Raw genomic sequence first — 19,815 nt, 5'->3', positions numbered from 1 at the left:
GGCTTGTTGCAGGCCGCACACCGGATGGTGCGGGACCGTTCACCACTATTGTTTGAATTATTGGAAAATAACGTCAAGCACTATGCACAAACGTGCAGAACGGAACGATGCATGCCCCGTCCCCGACATTCCGAAGCGCTGCGCGCCGCCCAGCTTTACTACATGCAGGACCTCACTATGGACGCCATCGCACGGGAATTACGGACCTCCCGCTCCACGGTTTCCCGGCTGCTCTCGACGGCGCGGGAGACCGGCCTGGTGCAGATCCAGATCCGCAGTCCGCATGACACAGGGCCGGAACTGGAGCGGTTGATCCGGGCGCAGTACAAGGTGGATGTGCACGTGGTGCCCGTCCTGGACACCCTGAACGAGGCGGAGACGCTGGACCGCGTGGCCATGCAGGCCGCGCGCACCATCGGACCGCTCGTGGACTCCAACGCCATCATCGGCGTGGCTTGGGGCTCGACCCTCAGCGCCGTGAGCCGGCATCTGACGCGCAAGATCACCCACGACAGCGTGGTGGTGCAGCTGAACGGCGCGGGCAACATGCAGACCACCGGCATCACCTACGCCAGCGACATCATGCGGCGCTTCGGCAGCGCCTACGGGGCCCGGGTTGAACAGTTTCCCGTACCGGCCTTCTTCGACCATGCCGCCACGAAGACCGCGATGTGGAATGAGCGGAGCGTGCAGCGCATCCTCGACCTGCAGTCCCGCATGAGCATTGCGATCTTTGGCGTGGGTTCGGTGGATGCCGACTACCCGAGCCACGTGTACGCCGGCGGCTACCTCGACGAGGACGACCTGGTCACGCTGGCGAAGTCCGACGTCGTCGGTGACGTGGCCACGGTCTTCTTCCGAGGCGACGGCTCCTCTGACGGCATCACGCTGAATGAACGCTCCACCGGACCTTCCCTGGACCAACTGCGCCAGGTACGCCGGCGGATCTGCGTGGTCTCCGGCGCGTCAAAGATCAATGGGCTCCGGGGGGCGCTGGTGGCCGGGCTGGCCACGGATCTGATCCTCGATGAGGCCTCGGCGCGGCGCCTGGTCAGCTTTAAGAACGGGAACTGAGCGACGCCCTGCCAGCCAGGACCCACCCGACGAAAACTGGTGTGAGGCTCTCGGAAAATCGCGGCGGCCATGCAAGGATGACCGCATGAAAATCACCAGAGAGATCGTTGTGTTCGACGCCCCCGACCTTCCGGCCGAGAGCGCCTTCTGGGCCGGCCTGCTGGGCGGCACCGTGGACGCAGAGGATGACTGGCACACCGTCAGTGTCGACGGGAAACCGCGCCTGGGCTTTCAACTCGCACCCAACCACGTGCCGCCGGAATGGCCGGACGGGAACCCACAGCAGATCCATCTGGACCTGTACGTTGAGGACGTCGCGTCTGCCCACGATGAGGCCCTGTCCCTGGGTGCGCGCCTGCTGAAGCCCGCCGAGGACATCACCTCCGCGGAAGGCTTCCAGGTCTACGCGGACCCCGCCGGCCACCCCTTCTGCCTCTGCTGGGGCTGACCGTTCTCCTCGGGCCGGGCCGGCGCCGGGACTGAAACTGCGCCTGCCGGTCACCCGCGGCGCGTCGCGGTATCGGTAGAGTCGTAACCATGACTACCTCACCCCGGCTCCGCCTGAACAACGGCGTGCTGATCGACCAGTTGGGTTTCGGGCTTTACAAGGTTGCACCGAAAGACACCGCCAACCTGGTGGCCACGGCCCTGGGAGCCGGGTACCGTCATTTCGATACTGCGGCCATGTACGGGAATGAGTCTGGGGTGGCGCGCGGCCTTGTCGAGGTGTTCGCCGCGGAAGCCGTCACCGGCGGTTCCGGCGAGGCCGCACCCGGGACCTCGCGCGAGGACCTCTTCATCACCACCAAGGTGTGGAACGACGACCACGGCTACGACGCGACGCTGCGGGCTTTCGACAGGTCCATGATCAACCTCGGGCTGGAATACGTGGACATGTACCTTATCCACTGGCCGTGCGCGAAGCGGGGACTGTTCCAGGAAACGTACCGGGCCATGGAAACGCTGTACCGCGAGGGCAAGGTCCGTGCCATCGGCGTGTCCAACTTCCAGCCCCAGCACCTGGACCAACTGCTGGAAACAGCCGAGGTAGTGCCGGCCGTGAACCAGATTGAACTGCATCCGTGGCTGCAGCAGGCCGAGCTCCGGGAGAAGCACGCCGGGCTGGGAATCCTCACCGAGGCGTGGAGCCCGCTGGGCCGCGGCCAGGTGCTGGAGGATCCCGTTATCGGCGCCCTCGCGGCCGAGCACAAGGTGAGCGCCGCACAGATTATCCTGCGATGGCAGCTGCAGCTGGGCAACGTCACCATCCCGAAGGCAAGCTCCGCCGCCAGGATCCGCGAGAACCTAGACGTCTTCGGCTTCGAGCTCTCAGCGCTGGACATGACGGACATCGAAGCCCTGGAGCGCGGCCACCGCACAGGCTCCCACCCCGACAACGTTAACTAGGACTCCCCAGCACATGAGAACAGCCGACTCCGAGCCCGCTACAGCACCATCCTTCGTCAGCAGCGGACTCGCCGCCCGCACCCGTGCATCCACTGTGCAACTGGCGGGCAGCAACGTTGCCTACTGGGTCTACGAACCCGAAAAGACCACGGCTGACACCCGGAGCATCCTGGTCATCCACGGCTTCCGCGGCGACCACCACGGTCTGCTGCGGGTGGCCGACCAGCTGCCCGAGATGCGCCTGATCATGCCGGACCTTCCCGGGTTTGGCAGCTCCGGAGCATTCACCGACGCCGCCCACAGCGTGGAGCGCTACGGAAGGTTCATCAGCGACTTCATGGCGGCGCTCGGACTCGGGCCGGACACCGTATTGCTGGGACACTCCTTTGGCTCCATCGTGGCCGCCCATTTCGTAGCAGCGCATCCGGACGCGGTCCGCCCGCTAATCCTGGTCAATCCCATCGCGTCGCCCGCGCTCGAAGGCCCCAAAGGCCTCATGACCCGGCTGGCCGTTCTGTACTACCGCCTCTCCGCGCGTCTCCCCCGCCCACTTGGACTGGCCTTGCTCCGCAGCCCCCTCATCGTGCGGGTGATGAGCATGGCCATGGCGAAAACGAAGGACAAGGACCTGCTGCGGTTCATCCACGGCCAGCACCACGCGTACTTCAGTGCGTTCGCCAACCGGGACAGCCTGTTGGAATCGTTCACGGCGTCCGTCAGCAGCAACGTGGCCGAAGTCGCGCCCAGGCTCACCCTGCCCGTGCTGCTCATCGCCGGCGAAAAGGATGAAATCGCCCTGCTGCGGGACCAGCACCGCCTGGCCGGGCTGCTTCCGGACGCAACGCTGGACGTCATCCCGGGCGTCGGCCACCTGATCCACTACGAAACGCCAGAACCTGCCGCAGGATTCATCCGCCGATTCCTTAAGGACCACCCCGCGTGAAGATAGTCATCGATGCCCGTTTCACCCGGACGGACCACCATGACGGGATCAGCCGCTACGGCTCCAGCCTCATTGCCGCCGTCTCAAAGATCGCCGATGTGTCCATGCTCATCAGCGATCTGCGGCAACTCGCCCTGCTTCCCGACGTTCCGTACACGCTGATCAGCAGCCCGCTCTCCCCCGCCGAGCTATTCGTGGCCCGGAAGGTCAATCAGCTCGGCGCCGACGTGGTGGTCTGCCCCATGCAGACGATGGGCACGTGGGGACGCAAGTACGGCCTGGTGCTCACCCTGCACGACCTCATCTATTACGAACACCCGGCACCTCCGGGCTTCCTGCCGGCCCCGGTCCGGATCCTGTGGCGCCTGTACCACAAGGCGTTCTGGCCCCAGCGCCTGCTGCTGAACCGGGCCGACGTCGTCGCCACCATCAGCAGGACCACGGAGGCGCTGATGGCCAAGTACCGCCTGACCAGCCGTCCGGTGCGCATCGTCAGCAACGCTCCGCAGCCGGCCCAGCAGCCCCGCGACCCGGCGGCGGTGCCGGAGAAGACGCTGCTCTACATGGGTTCATTCATGCCCTACAAGAACGTCGAAACCATGCTCGCCGGGATGGCCGAACTGCCTGACTACACCCTGCACCTGCTCAGCCGGGTCACCCCGCACCGCCGCGCCGAGCTTGAAGCGCAGATCCCCTCCGGAGCCAACGTGGTGTTCCATAACGGTGTCACCGACGACGAATACACGGCGCTCCTCAACCGAACTACCGCGCTGGTCACCCTGTCCAAGGCCGAAGGCTATGGTCTGCCCCTGGTAGAGGCGATGGCGCTGGGCACACCGGTGATCGCCAGCGACATTCCGATCTTCCGCGAGGTGGGGGCGGACACCGCCGCCTACGTCGATCCGGAGTCGGCGACGGAGTTCGCCGCCGCCGTCCGTAGCCTCGGCGACCGGCAGCACTGGCAGGACGTGTCGCGGCGGTCGGTTGCACGGGCGCAGCAGTTCAGCTGGGACGAATCCGCCCGCCAGCTAGTGGACGTGGCGGCAGAAGTCATGGCACTCCGCCGCCGGTAACCGGGCAGCCCCCAACCGGCCGACGTCGAATCGTCAGAGCACGTCAGGGCCCTAGAGCACGTCAACGCCGTCGAGCCGCAGCTGCACCGGGTCCTCGGTTCGCTTCGCCGCCCCTGCGGCTTTCGCAGCCCGAAGCACCCTGGTCACGGTGGCGGCCTGCGCGTACGGGATGAACAGCAGCGTGCGCACGTCCACGTTTTCCGAGCCCGGTGCCTGAGCGCCCGGTGTCGGGGTGCTCGGGGTCTGGATGCTTGCCGTCTGAAGCAGCGGCGCCGGGCCCGCAATGCGCAGCTCCACTCCCTCGGCGGCCAGTAGCTTTGTGGCTGAGGCGGTGAAGTGGCCGACGGCGGTGCTGCCGCCGGTGACGGCGGCGACCCTCACCGCCGGGGGCAGCTGCAGCTCAGTGCGCAGGCCCAGCTCCCGCTGGGCATAGCCCGAAGGGTCCCACCGCAGCAATGCTCCGACGGCGGCAGTGTCGTCCGCGGTGATGACGACCAGCCCGCCCTCGGTGGCCGGCCGGACCAGGGCAGCGGCATTGAACCAGCGCCGCACGGCGTCTTCGCCCGCGCGGAGGTTCTCCCGGCGCAGCAGTGAATCGCCATCGAGCAGCAGCGCCGCGGCGTATCCGCCCGGCGCCACGGGTTCGGCACCCACCGTGGCCACCACCAGCGCGCCGGCATCCGGCACCGTGGCCTTGACGTTCTGCCCGGAGGACGTCACCACGGCCTTGCCGGGAAACGCCCGGCCCAATTCCTCCGCCGTGCGGAGTACACCGGCCGCACCGCGGCGCAGCCGGGTGCCGTGGCAGTGCGCGCAGCGCCAGGTAGGTGCCGGCGTCGAACACCAGCGGCATTGAGGCACAGCTGCGCTGCCTGCGATGGCGAGCGGCCCCTGGCAGGACGGGCAGCGTGCGGGTTCCCGGCAGGTTTCGCACGCCAGCGACGGCGCATAGCCAGCACGGGCAACCTGCACCAGGACCGGGCCGCGTTCGAGGGCCTCCTTGGCGGTGCGCCACGCCGCCCCCGGCAGCCTGGCCAGCCGGGCGAGCGGGTCGCGCTCCTGCTCAAAGCTGTCCGCGGTGTTGAGGACCCGGGGAACAGTACGGCGGAGCACCGTGCGTTCGGCGTCCACGGGCATCGCCCAGCCGGCGTCCACCAACCGCTGCACTTCGGTGCTCCGCGCGTGCCCGGCCAGCAGGCAGGCAGCCCCCTCCTGCCCGGCACGCAGCAGCAGCACCTCGCGGGTGTGCGCGTACGGGGAACGCTGCTCCACGTGCAGGTCGTCGCCGTCGTCCCAGCACACCACGAGACCCAGGTTCCGCACGGGGGCATAGGCCGCCGAGCGGGTGCCCACGGCGACGCCCGCCGTGCCCTTGAGGATCCTGAGATAGTTGCGGTACCGGGGTGTTTGGCCGTCGTCGGCCGTCAGCCGGGCAACGTCTTCGGCGGGCAGGATGTCCTCGAGGGCTGTCTGGACCCGGTCGAGGTCGCGGTAGTCGGGAACGACGACGACGGCGCCACGTCCGGATTGCCGGACCGCCGCCACAGCGTCCGCAATGAGCCCCGGCCAGCCGTCCGGGCCGAACCCCTGCAGGGCACTGAGGGCAGCCCGGGGCGAGCCTCCCGATGCGAGATGGCGGAGGAAAGCGGCGCCGTTCCGGTACCTGGTCCACGCGGAGCCGGACAGGTCGTGGTCCGCCGGGGCCTGCGTTGCCGGTTCAGCAGAAGCGGCCGGTTCGGCGCCGGCAAATTCCTTCTCCACCTTGACCACCCGCGGCGGGATGGCCACGCGGAGCACATCGCTGACGGTGCCCGCGTAGCGTGCAGCCACCCGCCCGGTGAGCTCCTGCATGGCGGGGGTCAGGACGGCGACCGGTGAGACGACCTTGTGCAGCGGGACGAGGGGCTGGCCGGCGTCGGACTCCTCAACCCGGTCCAGGATGTACCCGCCGAGTTCCTGGCCGCTGAACTTGACCCGGACGCGGACGCCCGGCTGGGCGTCATCATCCAGTTCGGCGGGCACGCTGTAGTCGAACGGCCGGTCCAGGTGCGGCAGCGGCGACTCAATGAGCACGCGCGCAACCGGGCAGACGGCGGCCAGCGGCGGGCCGCCAGCGGTCCTGGCCGTGGCCGGGAACCCCTGCAGCAGTGACAGCTGCAACGGCTCCGGCGTGGGATGCGAAGACGTGCCGCTCGAAGACATCGCACTTGAAGGCATGCCGTTTGAAGACATTGCGCTTGAAGAAGTGCCGTTAGAAGACATGGCGCTTCACCTCCGTCCTGGGTTACTCATCAGCCAATCACACGGGTCTGACATTTCCCGGCTGCTGATGGCCACGGACGGGACGGTTCAGGCGTTGAAGTACGCCTTCAGGTCGTCCACGCGGTCCAGGCGCTCCCAGGTGAAGTCCGGATCGTCGCGGCCGAAGTGGCCGTGAGCTGCGGTCTTGGCGTAGATGGGACGCTTGAGGTCGAGGGCGTCGATGATGGCGCGCGGGCGCAGGTCGAAAATTTCCGCAATCGCGGCGCTGATCTTTGCCGGGTCCACGGTCTCGGTCCCGAACGTCTCGACGTAGGTTCCCACCGGGCGGGCCTGGCCGATCGCGTAGGCGATCTGGATCTCGGCGCGCTTGGCGAGTCCGGCGGCCACCACGTTCTTGGCAACCCACCGCATGGCGTACGCCGCGGAGCGGTCCACCTTGGACGGGTCCTTGCCGGAGAAGGCGCCGCCGCCGTGCCGGGCCATGCCGCCGTAGGTGTCCACGATGATCTTGCGGCCGGTGAGTCCGGCGTCGCCCACCGGGCCGCCGATCACGAAGGCGCCAGCGGGGTTCAGGATGTTGTTGGTGCGCGAAATGTCGAGGTCCGCGAGGGCGAGGACGGGGTCAATGACGTGCGTCGCGAGGTCAGCCCGAAGCTGGTCGAGGCTGAAGCCGTCGGCGTGCTGGCTGGAGATCACGACGGTTTCCACGGAAACCGGCCGGTCGCCGTCGTACCCGATGGTGGCCTGGGTCTTGCCGTCCGGACGGAGGTAGGCGAGTTCGCCGTTCTTGCGGACCTCGGTGAGCCGCTCCGAGAGACGGTGCGCGATCCAGATCGGCGTGGGCATGTAGGACGGGGTCTCGTCGCTGGCGTAGCCGAACATCAGGCCCTGGTCGCCGGCGCCCTGCAGGTCGTAGTCGTCCTCCTGGCGGCCTTCGCGGGCCTCCAGGGAATTGAAGACGCCGCCGGCGATGTCGTTGGACTGCTGCCCGATGGACACGGAAACGCCGCAGCGTGCGCCGTCGAAGCCGTTGGCCGAGGAGTCGTAACCGATGCCCAGGATGGTCTCGCGGACAATCTGCGGAATTTCGACGTACGCGTCGGTGGTCACTTCGCCGGCCACGTGGACCAAGCCGGTGGTGGCCATGGTCTCGACGGCGACGCGGGACTCGGGGTCCTTGTCCAGCAGGGCGTCCAGGATCGCATCACTGATCTGGTCACAGATCTTGTCCGGGTGCCCTTCAGTGACCGACTCCGAGGTGAAGAGCCGAAGCGCGGCGGGTGCGGACCCGTGGGATTCTGGAATGTGCAGCGGTAAAGTCACTCAACTACCTTACTGGTTGGCAAACGGCGGGGCGGCGGCGTGTGTCCCCATGCTAAGGAGACGTTGCTTACGCCCATCAGGTTCGCGGAAAGACCCGGCTTAGTTCGGAGCCGACGCGGTCAATGACAATGGCGGCGACGTCCTGCTTGGAGCCGGACGCCGACTGGGGTTCGGAACCGGCCCGCGACAGGATGACCACGGAGTTGTTGTCCTGGCCGAACACCTTGTCAGCGCCCACGTGGTTCACCACCAGCAGGTCGCAGCCCTTGCGCTTCAGTTTCGCCTCGGCGTAGGACAGCACATCGCCCTGCTCATCGCCAGTCTCGGCGGCAAAGCCCACCACGAGCTGGCTGCTGCCCGCGGCGTCACGGACTTCCACGAGCTCTTGCAGGATGTCGGGGTTGCGTACCAGCGTGATGACGGGGTCGGCGGTGTCGTCCCGCTTCTTGATTTTGCTTCCGGAAACCTCCGCCGGCCGGAAGTCGGCCACCGCCGCCGCCATGATGACGACGTCGGACCCGGCCGCCGCTGCCAGCATGACTTCACGGAGCTGCAGTGCAGTTTCGACGGCGATCAGTTCGACACCCGCCGGGGCGGGCACCTCCATGTGGGCGGCTACGAGCCGCACGGTGGCTCCGGCGTCGCGGGCGGCGGCGGCCAGCGCCACGCCCTGCTTGCCGGAGGAGCGGTTGCCGAGGAACCGGACGGGGTCCAGGGGCTCCCGGGTGCCGCCGGCGCTGATGGTTACGGTGCGGCCGGACAGCGGGGCGTCCACCTGGAGGCCGTGTGCCAATGCCATGGCCGCTTCGAAAATGGCTTCCGGCTCGGGCAGGCGTCCGGGGCCGGAATCGCTGCCGGTCAGCCGGCCGCTCGCGGGTTCCAGGACCGCCACGCCGCGGCTGCGCAGCGTCTCGACGTTGGCCTGGGTCGCCGCATGCTGCCACATCTCAGTGTGCATGGCAGGGGCGAACAGCACCGGGCCGCGCGCCATGAGCAGCGTGTTGGTGAGCAGGTCGTTGGCTTGGCCGGTGGCGGCACGGGCCAGGAGGTCGGCTGTGGCCGGTGCAACCACGATCAGGTCTGCCTCGTGGCCGAGCCGGACGTGCTTCACTTGGTCGACGTCGTCGAAGACGCTGTTGGTCACCGGGTTGCCCGACAACGCCTCCCAGGTGGCCACGCCGACAAATCGGGTGGCTGCTTCCGTGGGGATGACGGTGACGTCATGACCGGTTTCAGTAAAAAGCCGGAGGAGCGATGCCACCTTGTAAGCGGCGATCCCTCCCCCGACTCCGAGGACTATGCGCACGTGAACTCCGTCAGCAGGCAGTCTGTTTACTCTGCGGAAGTTACTCTGCAGCTTCGATCGGCGTGGAAACCAGCTTGCCCTCGTTGATCTCGCGCAGGGCGATGGACAGCGACTTCTCGTTCAGCTTGGTGTCGACCAGCGGGCCGACATACTCGAACAGGCCCTCATGCAGCTGGGCGTAGTACGCGTTGATCTGGCGTGCACGCTTGGCACCGAAGATCACCAGGCCGTACTTGGAATCAGCCGCCTCGAGCAGCGAATCGATCGGCGGGTTGATGATGCCTTCAAGGTTCGTGGACACGAATTCTCCAAATTTCTAACGGGCTGACGGCGTCTGCGTCTGGCGCGGGTGCGGGGTCAGCCCCATGAGTGAAACAAGCTCGTCCGCTGCCCGGCGGACGTCGTCATTGATGACGGTGTGGTCGAACTCCGGTTCAGCAGCAAGTTCTACTTTACCGGTTTCCAGCCGGCGCTGCTGTTCCTCGGCAGATTCGGTGCCCCGGCCCACCAGCCGGCGCACCAGTTCTTCCCAGCTGGGCGGTGCCAGGAACACGAACTGTGCATCCGGAACGGCCTGCTTGACCTGGCGTGCGCCCTGCAGGTCGATCTCCAGCAGCACCGACCGGCCTTCGGCAATGGCCTCGTTGACGGTGCTCTTCAGGGTCCCGTAGGTGTTTTGTCCGTGCACCACTGCCCATTCAAGGAATTCACCGGCGGCCACAAGGGACTCAAACTCTTCCTTGGACTTGAAGTAGTAGTGCACGCCGTCGATCTCACCGGGCCGCGGGGCCCGGGTGGTGGCCGAGACGGACAGCCAGACCTCGGGATAAGTGTCGCGGATATAGGTGGACACGGTGCCTTTGCCAACAGCCGTAGGACCAGCGAGGACTGTCAGTCCGGGTTTGTTGCTCACGTATTCCTTTGGACGGTCTACAGATGACTCTGTTCGGATAAAGCTATTTCTCGTTCATAAAATCTACCAGCGCCCGGCGCTGGTGGATGCCCAGGCCCCGGACCCGACGGGACGCGGCGATGCCGAGGCTGTCCATGATGGCTGCGGCCCGGACCTTCCCGATCCCCGGCAAGGCCTCGAGGAGTTCCGAAACGCGCATGCGCGCTATGGCCTCCTCGGTGCCGCCGGAGTCCAGGATCTGGGCCACGGTGAGCTCTCCGGATTTGAGCCGCTCTTTGGCCGAGGCCCTGGCAGCCCTTGCCGCCGCGGCCTTCCTGAGTGCGTCGGAACGTTCCTGCGGAGACAAGGGTCGCAAACTCACGGTCAATTCCCCTGGGGTCAGCCAACGGATCCGGGGCCGGCGGCGTTGGAGCAGCCACGGATTTGTCCTGAACCTACTCCCTGCCGGCCGGAGAAATCAATGGACTATTCCGAGCGGAGTCCGGCGAGGGTGCGCTCCGCCGCCGCGGTCAGCTCCCGTACGCCCGGGCCTGCCTTGAGGATGTCCCGGCTGGACGTTCCCAAAACCTGGGGATAGGCGGCGCCGAAGGTCTTCCGCAGGTCTGCGGGTGTCGCCCCCTGCGCGCCCAGGCCCGGGGCCAGGATCGGCCCGCGGACGGTACCCAGGTCAAGCTGCAGGTCCGCCAGAGCCGTGCCCACAGTGGCTCCCACCACGAGGCCCACTGAGCCCATGGCGCCGGAGTAGCGTTCGTTCTCCCCCGCGGCGGCCTGGACAATCCGGCGTGCCACTGAATCGCTTCCGCCCACGTGCTGCACCGAAGCTCCCTCCGGGTTGGAGGTCAGCGCCAGGACAAACACGCCCCGGCCGTGGTCGGCAGCGAGATCCAGTGCCGGCCGGAGCGACTCGAAACCCAGGTACGGGCTCAGCGTCACGGAATCGGCGGCGAGGGCAGAGCCGTCCCGGAGCCAGGCGTCGGCGTATGCGGCCATGGTGGACCCGATGTCGCCGCGCTTCGCGTCGGCGATGGTCAGCACGCCCTCGTCCCGGGCGGTGGCGAGTACCTCTTCGAGGACTGCCATTCCGGCAGACCCGTGCCGTTCGTACAGCGCCACCTGCGGCTTGACCGCGGCAGCAAGCGATGCAACGGCCTCCAGTGCGGTGAGCGAAAAGCGCCTCAGACCGGCGACGTCGTCGTTCAGGCTCCAGCTGGCCAGAAGCGCAGGGTGGGGATCAATCCCGACACACAGCGGACCGCGGTCCGCCATGGCCCGGCCCAGCCGGGAGCCGAACGACTCCCGGCCGGTCCCTGGAGTCGCCTCAGGCATTCTGCGCTGCCGGGCTCTGCGTTGCTGCCTTCTGCAAGGCGGCCTCCTGCGACGCAGCGAGGGCTGCGGCGTGCTCCTGCAGGCTGGTCACGGACCAGGCGTAGGTGCGCAGGGCCTCGATGGCCTGGACGGCTGCGTTGAACTCGGCCACCGTGGTAATGCAGGGGATGCCGATGGACGTGGCGGCCGCACGGAGTTCGTATCCGTCGCTGCGGGCCTCGCCGCCGGACGGGGTGTTGAACACCATGTCGATTTCGCCCGCGACCACGAGGTCGGCGATGGTGCCTTCACCCTCGGCGCTGCTGCCCTCGGCCACCTTGCGCACCGGAGTGGCCTGGATGCCGTTGCGGCGCAGGACGTCGGCGGTGCCGCCGGTGGAGACGATCTCGAAGCCGAGGTCGGAGAGGCGCTTGACGCCCATGATTACCGAGCGTTTGTCCCTGTTGGCCACGGACACGAAGATCTTGCCTTCGGTGGGCAGGGCGTTGTTGGCGGCCGCCTGGCTCTTGGCGAAGGCGGTGTCGAAGTGCTTGTCGATGCCCATGACCTCGCCGGTGGAGCGCATTTCCGGGCCGAGCAGCGAGTCCACCACCTTGCCCTCCAGGGTGCGGAAGCGGCTGAACGGCAGGACGGCTTCCTTGACGGCGACGGGGGCGTCCAGGGGAAGCGTTGATCCGTCACCGGTTTCGGGCAGCATCTTGTAGGCGCTGCGCAGCTGGTTGATGGTCACGCCGGTGCCGATCAGGGCCGCGGCCTTGGCCATCTGGACGCCGGTGGCTTTGGACACGAACGGCACGGTCCGGGAAGCGCGGGGGTTGGCTTCGAGGACGTACAGGACGTCGGACGCCAGAGCGAACTGGATGTTGATGAGGCCGCGGACGCCCACGCCTTCGGCGATGGCGCGGGTGGCGGTGCGCACGCGTTCCAGGACGTTGCTGCCCAGGGTGATGGGCGGCAGGACGCACGCGGAGTCGCCGGAGTGGATCCCGGCCTCCTCGATGTGCTCCATGATGCCGCCCAGGTACATGTCGGTGCCGTCGAAGAGGGCGTCGACGTCGATTTCGACGGCGTCCTCCAGGAAACGGTCGATCAGCACCGGGTGGTCCGGGGTGATTTCCGTGGCGTTCGCGATGTAGCGGGAAAGGTTGGGCTCGTCGTAGACGATTTCCATGCCGCGGCCGCCCAGGACGTAGGACGGGCGGACCAGGACGGGGTAGCCGATCTCATCCGCGATCTTCTTGGCGTCCTCGAAGGAGACAGCGGTGCCGTTCTTCGGCGATACCAGTCCGGCCTTGTCCAGCACCCGGGAGAACGCGCCGCGGTGCTCGGCGAGGTCGATCGCCTCGGGCGAGGTGCCCAGGATGGGCACGCCGGCGTCGGCGAGCTGCTGGGCGAGCTTCAGCGGGGTCTGGCCGCCGAGCTGCACGAAGACACCCATCACGCCGCCGGTGCGTTCCTCGGCCGCGATGACCTCGAGGACGTCCTCAAGCGTCAGCGGCTCGAAGTACAGGCGGGTGGAGATGTCGTAGTCGGTGGAGACGGTCTCCGGGTTGCAGTTGACCATGACGGTCTCGTACCCGGCCTTGCGCAGTGCCATGGAGGCATGGACGCAGGAGTAGTCGAACTCGATGCCCTGGCCGATGCGGTTGGGTCCGGAGCCGAGGATGAGGATGGACGGCTTGGAGTGCAGCGCAACCTCATCCTCCTCGTCGTAGGCCGAGTAGTGGTACGGCGTGTAGGCGGCGAATTCCGCGGCGCAGGTGTCTACGGTCTTGTAGACCGGGCGGATGCCCAGTGCCTGGCGGACGCCGCGGACAACGGCCTCCGGATTGTGGGTCAGCGCGCCGATCTGTTCGTCGGAGAAGCCGTGCCGCTTGGCGTTGCGGAGCATGTCCTGGGTGAGGGCGCCGGAGCGGCGGATCTCCTGGGAGATCTCGTTGAGCAGCTGGAGCTGGTCAAGGAACCAGGGGTCGATCTTGGTGGCCTCGAAGAGGTCCTCCACGCTGGCGCCACCGAGCAGGGCGCGCTGCACCTGGTGCAGGCGTTCTGTCGTGGGGCGCTTCGCTTTCTCGATGAGCTCCGGGACTTCCCATTCGGGGACGGAGCTGAAGTCCAGCTGCGAGCCCTTCTGCTCGAGGGAGCGCAGGGCCTTCTGCAGGGCCTCGGTGAAGTTGCGGCCCATGGCCATGGCCTCGCCCACCGACTTCATGGTGGTGGTGAGGGTGTTGTCGGCGGCGGGGAACTTCTCGAACGCGAACCGCGGGACCTTGACCACCACGTAGTCGAGCGTGGGCTCGAAGGAGGCGGGGGTCTTCTGCGTGATGTCGTTCGGGATCTCGTCCAGGGTGTAGCCGAGCGAGAGCTTGGTGGCGATCTTGGCGATGGCGAAGCCCGTGGCCTTGGACGCCAGCGCCGAGGAGCGGGACACGCGCGGGTTCATTTCGATGACCACCACGCGGCCGGTCGCGGGATCGATGGCGAACTGGATGTTGCAGCCGCCGGTGTCCACGCCGACTTCACGGATGACGGCGATGGAGATGTCACGGAGCCGCTGGTATTCGCGGTCCGTGAGGGTCAGTGCGGGGGCCACGGTGATGGAGTCGCCGGTGTGCACGCCCACGGGATCGAAGTTCTCGATGGAACAGACCACAACCACGTTGTCGTTCTTGTCCCGCATCATTTCGAGCTCGTATTCCTTCCAGCCCAGGATGCTCTCTTCGAGCAGAACCTCGCTGGTGGGGCTGTACTGCAGGCCCTGGCCGACGATGCGGCGGAGGTCCTCTTCGTTGTACGCCAGGCCGGAACCGAGGCCGCCCATGGTGAAGGAGGGGCGGACCACCATGGGGTAGCCGAGGTCGTCGGCTGCCTTCAGTGCCTCGTCCATGGTGTGGATGATGTGGCTGCGGGCGGATTCCGCGCCGCAGCGCTCCACGACGCCCTTGAACTTTTCGCGGTCCTCGCCGAGCTCGATCGCAGCAATGTTCGCGCCGATCAGCTCCACGTTGTACTTCTCCAGCACACCGTTCTTGTCCAGCGCGATGGCGGTGTTTAGCGCCGTCTGGCCGCCCAGTGTGGGCAGCACGGCATCCGGGCGCTCCTTGGCGATGATCTTCTCCACCACCTCGGGGGTGATGGGCTCGATGTAGGTGGCGTCGGCGAACTCCGGGTCGGTCATGATGGTGGCCGGGTTGGAGTTGACGAGGATGACCCGCAGGCCTTCCTCCTTGAGGACGCGAAGGGCCTGCGTGCCGGAGTAGTCGAATTCAGCGGCCTGGCCGATGACGATCGGGCCGGAACCGATGACCAGGACGCTCTTAAGGTCAGTTCTCTTGGGCATTACTTCTTGTCCTCAGTCTTGTTGTCAGTCGTGTTCGGCTCGGCGCCGTTCTGCTGGGCGCCGTTTTGCTGGGCCGGAGTCGCCTGGGCCTCTGCGGGGTGCTGGGCGTCCACCGGTTCCTTGGACAGGTTGGCGGTGCGGCCGTCGCGAGTGCCTTCCATCAGCTCGATGAAACGGTCGAAGAGGTAGGCAGCGTCGTGCGGGCCGGCGGCGGCTTCCGGGTGGTACTGGACGGAGAAGGCCGGGATGTCCAGGCAGGCCAGGCCTTCCACGACCTCGTCGTTCAGGCTGACGTGGCTGACCTCAACCCGTCCGTAGCGCTCTTCCGGCGCGTTGGTGGGGCCGTCCAGCGGGGCGTCGACGGCGAAGCCGTGGTTCTGCGAGGTGATCTCCACCTTGCCCGTGCGGCGGTCCATGACGGGCTGGTTGATGCCGCGGTGGCCGTAACGCAGCTTGTAGGTGCCGAAGCCGAGGGCGCGGCCCAGGACCTGGTTGCCGAAGCAGATGCCGAAGTACGGCAGCTTCTCGTCCAGGACGGTGCGGAGCAGCTTGACCTGGTTGTCCGCGGTGGCGGGGTCGCCGGGGCCGTTGGACATGAAGAAACCGTCGGGGCTGACGGCCTTGACGTCGTCGATGGTGGCCGTGGCGGGCAGCACGTGCACGCGGACGCCGCGCTCGGCGAAGCGCACCGGCGTCATGGACTTGATGCCGAGGTCGATCGCCGCGATGCTGAAGCGCGCGTCGCCGTCCCACCCGTGGTCTTTCGGCTCCACCACGTAGGCTTCGTCGATGCTGACTTCCTCGGCCAGCCGGGCGCCTTCCATCGGCTCACTGGCGAGCACGGCGTCGACGAGTTCCTTGTCCGTGGCCTTGGCGGCCTCGCCGGAGAAGATGCCCGCGCGCATAGTCTTGTGCTCGCGCAGGTGGCGGGTGATGGCCCGGGTGTCCACGCCCTGGATGCCGACAATGCCCTGCTCGACGAGCTCGGAGTCGAGAGACCGCTCAGAGCGCCAGTTGGACGGGCGGCGGGCGGCGTCACGGACGATGTAGCCGGCCACCCAGATGCGGCGGGACTCGGCGTCCTCGCTGTTCACACCGGTGTTGCCGATGTGCGGGGCCGTCTGCACCACCAGCTGGCGTGCGTAGGACGGGTCGGTAATGGTCTCCTGGTAGCCGGTCATGCCGGTGGCGAAGACCGCTTCCCCCAGGGCGGTGCCCTGCGCGCCGTAGCTGCGGCCGCGGAAGATGCGGCCGTCTTCGAGCACCAGGACGGCGGGGGCGGATGCTGCGGCCTGCGGCGCAGTTCCTGCGTTTACTGTCACTTCGGTTTCCGTCACTTTATTACTTTCCACTATGGGCACCTGCCTGGGGGCCTGGGGAGATCATTTCCTGAAGTTGTTGAAGGACGGCCGGCTTGTCCGCGGCGCGGCGGGTGCGGAAGCCGGTGTCCAGCGCGTGGGCTCCTAGCGTCCAGCTGAGGATCAGCAGCCCGTCCTTTTCCACGAATTTACCGGCCATCCCGCTGTCCTGCCGAACACCGGCCAGCGAGGACGCCGGGATGAACAGCGGCCGCGCGCCGGAGCGGTCCAAAAGCACGCCCTCCGGGTGGATGGAGATCTGCGCGTTGGTGCGGATGCCGAGGCCGTGCACGGCAATCCTGTCCAGCCAGTCCCCCGCTGTGGTGGAGGCCACGTACTGGCCGTCCGCCGAAACCAGCGGCTCGCCCAGCCCGGCCGGAACCGCGGGCAGCTGTTCGATGTCAGACTGCCGCCGGAGCCGGTTGCGCCAGCCGATCCAGATCAGGACAAAAACGACGGCGACCACCGCCAGCATCGCAAGTCCGGGAAGGACTTTTTCCATCAGTAGGCACCTGCCGCGCCGGCAACCGGCGCTTCCGAGGGGTAGCGGTAGGGCGTGTTGAGCTTGCCATCCAGAACCGTGGGGTGGCCCTTGAAAAACGTGGCCACCACCTTGCCCGGGAGTTCCATACCGCGGAACGGCGAGTTGCGCCCCATGGTGGCCATCGCGGAAGGGTCCACGGTCCAGCGTGCCCCGGGATCCACAAGGACAATGTTGGCGGGTTCGCCCTTTTCGAGCGGCCGGCCCTGGTCCGTGAGCCGCCCGATGCCGGCCGGCGAAGTGGAGGTGACCCTGGCGAAGTCGGCCCAGGTCATCAGGCCGGTCTCGATCATGGCGTGCTGGACCACGGACAGCGCAGTTTCCAGCCCCGTCATGCCCATGGCCGCCTGCGCCCACTCGCATTCCTTGTGCTCGCTCGGGTGCGGGGCGTGGTCGGTTCCGACGACGTCGATGGTGCCGTCGGCGAGGGCCGCGCGCAGGGCCTGGACGTCGTCGTTGGTGCGCAGCGGCGGGTTGACCTTGTAGACGGGGTCGTAGCTGCGGACCAGGTCATCGGTGAGCAGCAGGTGGTGCGGGGTCACTTCGGCGGTGACGTTGATGCCGCGGCTCTTGGCCCAGCGGATGATCTCGACCGAGCCTGCGGTGGACACGTGGCAGACGTGCAGCCGGGAGCCTACGTGCTGGGCAAGCAGGACGTCGCGGGCGATGATGCTTTCCTCGGCCACTGCCGGCCAGCCGGTCAGGCCGAGGACCGCGGACACTTCGCCTTCGTTCATCTGGGCACCGGCGGTGAGGCGCGGTTCCTGCGCGTGCTGGGCCACGACGCCGTCGAACGCCTTGACGTACTCAAGGGCGCGGCGCATCAGGACGGGATCATGGACGCAGATGCCGTCGTCGGAGAACATGCGGACCTGGGCGCGGGAGTCGTGCATCGCGCCGAGTTCGGCGAGCTGCTCGCCGGCAAGACCCACAGTGACGGCCCCCACCGGGCGGACGTCCACCCAGCCGGCGGCACGGCCCAGGCTGTACACCTGCTCCACAACGCCGGCGGTGTCCGCCACCGGGGTGCTGTTGGCCATGGCGTGCACGGCCGTGAAGCCGCCGAGAGCTGCGGCGCGGGTGCCGGTTTCCACGGTTTCGGCGTCTTCGCGGCCCGGTTCGCGGAGGTGCGTGTGGACGTCCACCATGCCCGGCAGCGCGACGAGGCCGTCGGCGTCGATCTCGGTGGCGCCGGCTGCTGTGTCCGTCTGCGACAGGTCGGCACCGCGTGCCGCGATGACGCCGTCGCGGATGAGCAGGTCCTCGGCGTCGCCGCCAAGGATCGCTGCACCGCGGATAAGGTACGTGGTTTCTTCAGCCATCAGCTGCTCTCCTTCAGGGTGGCGGCTGGTTCACGGGTATCCCCGGAGAGCAGCAAATACAGGGCGGCCATGCGGATCGACACGCCGTTCTTCACCTGCGCGAGCACGGTGGAACGGGGCGAATCGGCGGCGGCCGCGGAAATTTCCAGGCCCCGGTTCATGGGACCGGGGTGCATGATGATGGTGTCCTTCAGGCCCAGGCTGTCCAGCGCACGGAGCCTGTTGTCGTCGAAACCCCACCGGCGGGAGTACTCCCTGGTGGACGGGAAGAACGAGGCGTTCATCCGCTCGCCCTGGACGCGGAGCATCATCACCGCGTCGACGCCCTTTTCAAGCGTCTCGTCCATGTCGTAGCTGATGCTGCAAGGCCAGCGTTCGACGCCGATGGGCAGCAGTGTGGGTGGCGCCACCAGGGTGACGTCGGCGCCGAGCGTGCGCAGGAGCCAGACGTTGGACCGCGCCACGCGGGAGTGCAGGACATCGCCGGCGATGGCGACGCGCATGCCGCGCAGGTCCGCCCCCGTGGAGGGCAGGCCGGAGAGCTTGGTCCAGTGCCGCCGCATGGTGAATGCGTCCAGCAGTGCCTGGGTGGGGTGTTCGTGGGTGCCGTCGCCGGCGTTGATGACTGCGGCGTCGATCCAGTCCGTGGCCGCCAGCCGGTGCGGTGCACCGGAGGCCCAGTGGCGGATCACGACGGCGTCAGCACCCATGGCGGACAGCGTCTGGGCGGTGTCCTTGAGGGACTCGCCCTTGGAGACCGACGATCCCTTGGCGGCGAAGTTGATGACGTCGGCGGAGAGCCGCTTGGCTGCGGCTTCGAAGGAAATGCGGGTCCTGGTGGAATCCTCGAAAAAGAGGTTCACCACGGTCCGTCCGCGCAGGGCGGGAAGCTTCTTGACCTCGCGCTCCCCCACGCTCGACATCTCTTCGGCGGTGTCGAGGATGCGGACGGCGTTGGCCAGGCTGAGGTCTTCGGTGGAGAGCAGGTGCTTCATGCGCCGCCCTCGATTACCACTTCGTTGACCGTCTGGCCGTCGACGGCGTCGGTCTCCTCGAGCCGGACCCGGACCTTTTCGGCCGAGGACGTGGGCAGGTTCTTGCCCACGTGGTCGGCGCGGATGGGAAGTTCGCGGTGGCCCCGGTCAATCAGGACGGCCAGGCGCACAATCCGCGGCCGGCCGAGGTCCACGAGCGCGTCCAGGGCGGCGCGGATGGTCCGGCCGGAGTACAGGACGTCGTCGATCAGCACGACCACCTTGTTGTCGATGCCCGTCAGCGGCAGCTGTGTACGGTGCGGCGGCCGTGTGGGCTGGTGGGAAAGGTCGTCCCGGAACATGGTGACGTCCAGCTGGCCGACGATGGCGGCGGCGTCCACGGCGGGATCGGCGGCGGCGATTTTCTGGGCGAGCCGGACCGCAAGCGGGTAGCCGCGGCGGGGAATGCCCAGCAGCACCAGGTCCTGGGAGCCCTTGTTGGCCTCAAGGATTTCATGGGCGATACGAGTGAGGGCACGGTCAATGTCCGCCTGGTTGAGAACAACCCTGGCCGGAACCGGTGCCTGCGTGACAGAAGTCATCGCTCGTCTCCCCTTTCCCCGCCTCACGGGACGGAATTAAAAAAGGAACATTTG

18 protein-coding genes are annotated in these 19,815 nt (G+C 67.4%); 5 read left to right on the top strand and 13 right to left on the bottom strand.

All coding sequences use genetic code 11. The features are described 5' to 3' along the window. Positions 1–111 precede the first annotated feature (111 nt). The 5 genes from G9E11_RS02875 (at position 112) to G9E11_RS02855 (ending at position 4,497) form a co-directional block, all read left to right on the top strand. A complete protein-coding gene (locus tag G9E11_RS02875) occupies positions 112–1,074 on the top strand; it encodes a sugar-binding transcriptional regulator (protein ID WP_190602739.1) in 963 nt (320 codons plus the stop codon). Positions 1,075–1,159: 85 nt separating this feature from the next. Further along, the gene (locus tag G9E11_RS02870) at positions 1,160–1,522 is read left to right on the top strand and encodes a VOC family protein (RefSeq protein WP_190602737.1); all 363 of its coding nucleotides are present in this window, start codon (positions 1,160–1,162) and stop codon (positions 1,520–1,522) included. Between the two features lie 89 nt (positions 1,523–1,611). After that, positions 1,612–2,481, top strand: a complete 870-nt coding sequence (locus tag G9E11_RS02865) for an aldo/keto reductase (protein WP_190602735.1) — start codon at positions 1,612–1,614, stop codon at positions 2,479–2,481. A 13-nt stretch (positions 2,482–2,494) separates the two neighbouring features. Then, positions 2,495–3,424, top strand: a complete 930-nt coding sequence (locus tag G9E11_RS02860; RefSeq protein ID WP_190602734.1) for an alpha/beta fold hydrolase — start codon at positions 2,495–2,497, stop codon at positions 3,422–3,424. Beyond that, positions 3,421–4,497: a glycosyltransferase family 4 protein gene (locus G9E11_RS02855; RefSeq protein WP_190602732.1), complete on the top strand. Its 1,077-nt coding sequence runs from the start codon at positions 3,421–3,423 to the stop codon at positions 4,495–4,497. Before G9E11_RS02860 ends, G9E11_RS02855 begins: the two co-directional genes overlap by 4 nt. 51 nt (positions 4,498–4,548) lie before the next feature. Here G9E11_RS02855 and G9E11_RS02850 read toward each other — a convergent pair whose 3' ends face one another. The 13 genes from G9E11_RS02850 to pyrR all read right to left on the bottom strand — a co-directional run bounded on the left by G9E11_RS02850 (position 4,549) and on the right by pyrR (position 19,761). Beyond that, positions 4,549–6,714, bottom strand: a complete 2,166-nt coding sequence (locus tag G9E11_RS02850; protein WP_246468655.1) for a primosomal protein N' — start codon at positions 6,712–6,714, stop codon at positions 4,549–4,551. 132 nt (positions 6,715–6,846) lie between these two features. Continuing rightward, complete coding sequence (gene metK / locus G9E11_RS02845; RefSeq protein ID WP_111905440.1) at positions 6,847–8,082, bottom strand: methionine adenosyltransferase; 1,236 nt, start codon at positions 8,080–8,082, stop codon at positions 6,847–6,849. Positions 8,083–8,158: 76 nt separating this feature from the next. Beyond that, positions 8,159–9,388 carry a bifunctional phosphopantothenoylcysteine decarboxylase/phosphopantothenate--cysteine ligase CoaBC gene (gene coaBC / locus G9E11_RS02840; RefSeq protein WP_190602728.1) on the bottom strand — a complete coding sequence of 410 codons (1,230 nt, stop codon included), beginning with the start codon at positions 9,386–9,388 and terminating at the stop codon, positions 8,159–8,161. Between the two features lie 40 nt (positions 9,389–9,428). Continuing rightward, entirely contained in the window at positions 9,429–9,689 is a 261-nt protein-coding gene (rpoZ, locus tag G9E11_RS02835) for a DNA-directed RNA polymerase subunit omega (protein WP_003800778.1), read from the bottom strand. 15 nt (positions 9,690–9,704) lie between these two features. After that, positions 9,705–10,301 carry a guanylate kinase gene (gene gmk / locus G9E11_RS02830; RefSeq protein WP_111905438.1) on the bottom strand — a complete coding sequence of 199 codons (597 nt, stop codon included), beginning with the start codon at positions 10,299–10,301 and terminating at the stop codon, positions 9,705–9,707. Positions 10,302–10,344: 43 nt separating this feature from the next. Continuing rightward, a complete protein-coding gene (mihF, locus tag G9E11_RS02825; protein WP_111905467.1) occupies positions 10,345–10,662 on the bottom strand; it encodes an integration host factor, actinobacterial type in 318 nt (105 codons plus the stop codon). A 104-nt stretch (positions 10,663–10,766) separates the two neighbouring features. Then, the gene (pyrF, locus tag G9E11_RS02820; protein WP_190602727.1) at positions 10,767–11,627 is read right to left on the bottom strand and encodes an orotidine-5'-phosphate decarboxylase; all 861 of its coding nucleotides are present in this window, start codon (positions 11,625–11,627) and stop codon (positions 10,767–10,769) included. Then, entirely contained in the window at positions 11,620–14,964 is a 3,345-nt protein-coding gene (carB, locus tag G9E11_RS02815; protein WP_190602725.1) for a carbamoyl-phosphate synthase large subunit, read from the bottom strand. Before carB ends, pyrF begins: the two co-directional genes overlap by 8 nt. Next, positions 14,964–16,286 (bottom strand): glutamine-hydrolyzing carbamoyl-phosphate synthase small subunit, encoded by a 1,323-nt coding sequence (gene carA / locus G9E11_RS02810; protein ID WP_190603606.1) that lies wholly within the window; start codon positions 16,284–16,286, stop codon positions 14,964–14,966. Before carA ends, carB begins: the two co-directional genes overlap by 1 nt. Positions 16,287–16,305: 19 nt before the next feature. Further along, positions 16,306–16,824: a PH-like domain-containing protein gene (locus tag G9E11_RS02805; protein WP_190602723.1), complete on the bottom strand. Its 519-nt coding sequence runs from the start codon at positions 16,822–16,824 to the stop codon at positions 16,306–16,308. Then, the gene (locus G9E11_RS02800; RefSeq protein ID WP_190602721.1) at positions 16,824–18,185 is read right to left on the bottom strand and encodes a dihydroorotase; all 1,362 of its coding nucleotides are present in this window, start codon (positions 18,183–18,185) and stop codon (positions 16,824–16,826) included. Before G9E11_RS02800 ends, G9E11_RS02805 begins: the two co-directional genes overlap by 1 nt. Then, complete coding sequence (locus G9E11_RS02795; RefSeq protein ID WP_190602719.1) at positions 18,185–19,180, bottom strand: aspartate carbamoyltransferase catalytic subunit; 996 nt, start codon at positions 19,178–19,180, stop codon at positions 18,185–18,187. The genes G9E11_RS02800 and G9E11_RS02795 overlap by 1 nt, the downstream gene beginning before the upstream one ends. Continuing rightward, positions 19,177–19,761 carry a bifunctional pyr operon transcriptional regulator/uracil phosphoribosyltransferase PyrR gene (pyrR, locus tag G9E11_RS02790; protein WP_190602716.1) on the bottom strand — a complete coding sequence of 195 codons (585 nt, stop codon included), beginning with the start codon at positions 19,759–19,761 and terminating at the stop codon, positions 19,177–19,179. The genes G9E11_RS02795 and pyrR overlap by 4 nt, the downstream gene beginning before the upstream one ends. Between the last annotated feature and the right edge of the window lie 54 nt (positions 19,762–19,815).

Origin of the sequence: Arthrobacter ipis (genome assembly GCF_014694315.1) — a bacterium.
GTDB lineage: Bacteria > Actinomycetota > Actinomycetes > Actinomycetales > Micrococcaceae > Arthrobacter > Arthrobacter ipis.
This window is presented reverse-complemented; position numbering and strand designations above follow the sequence as displayed.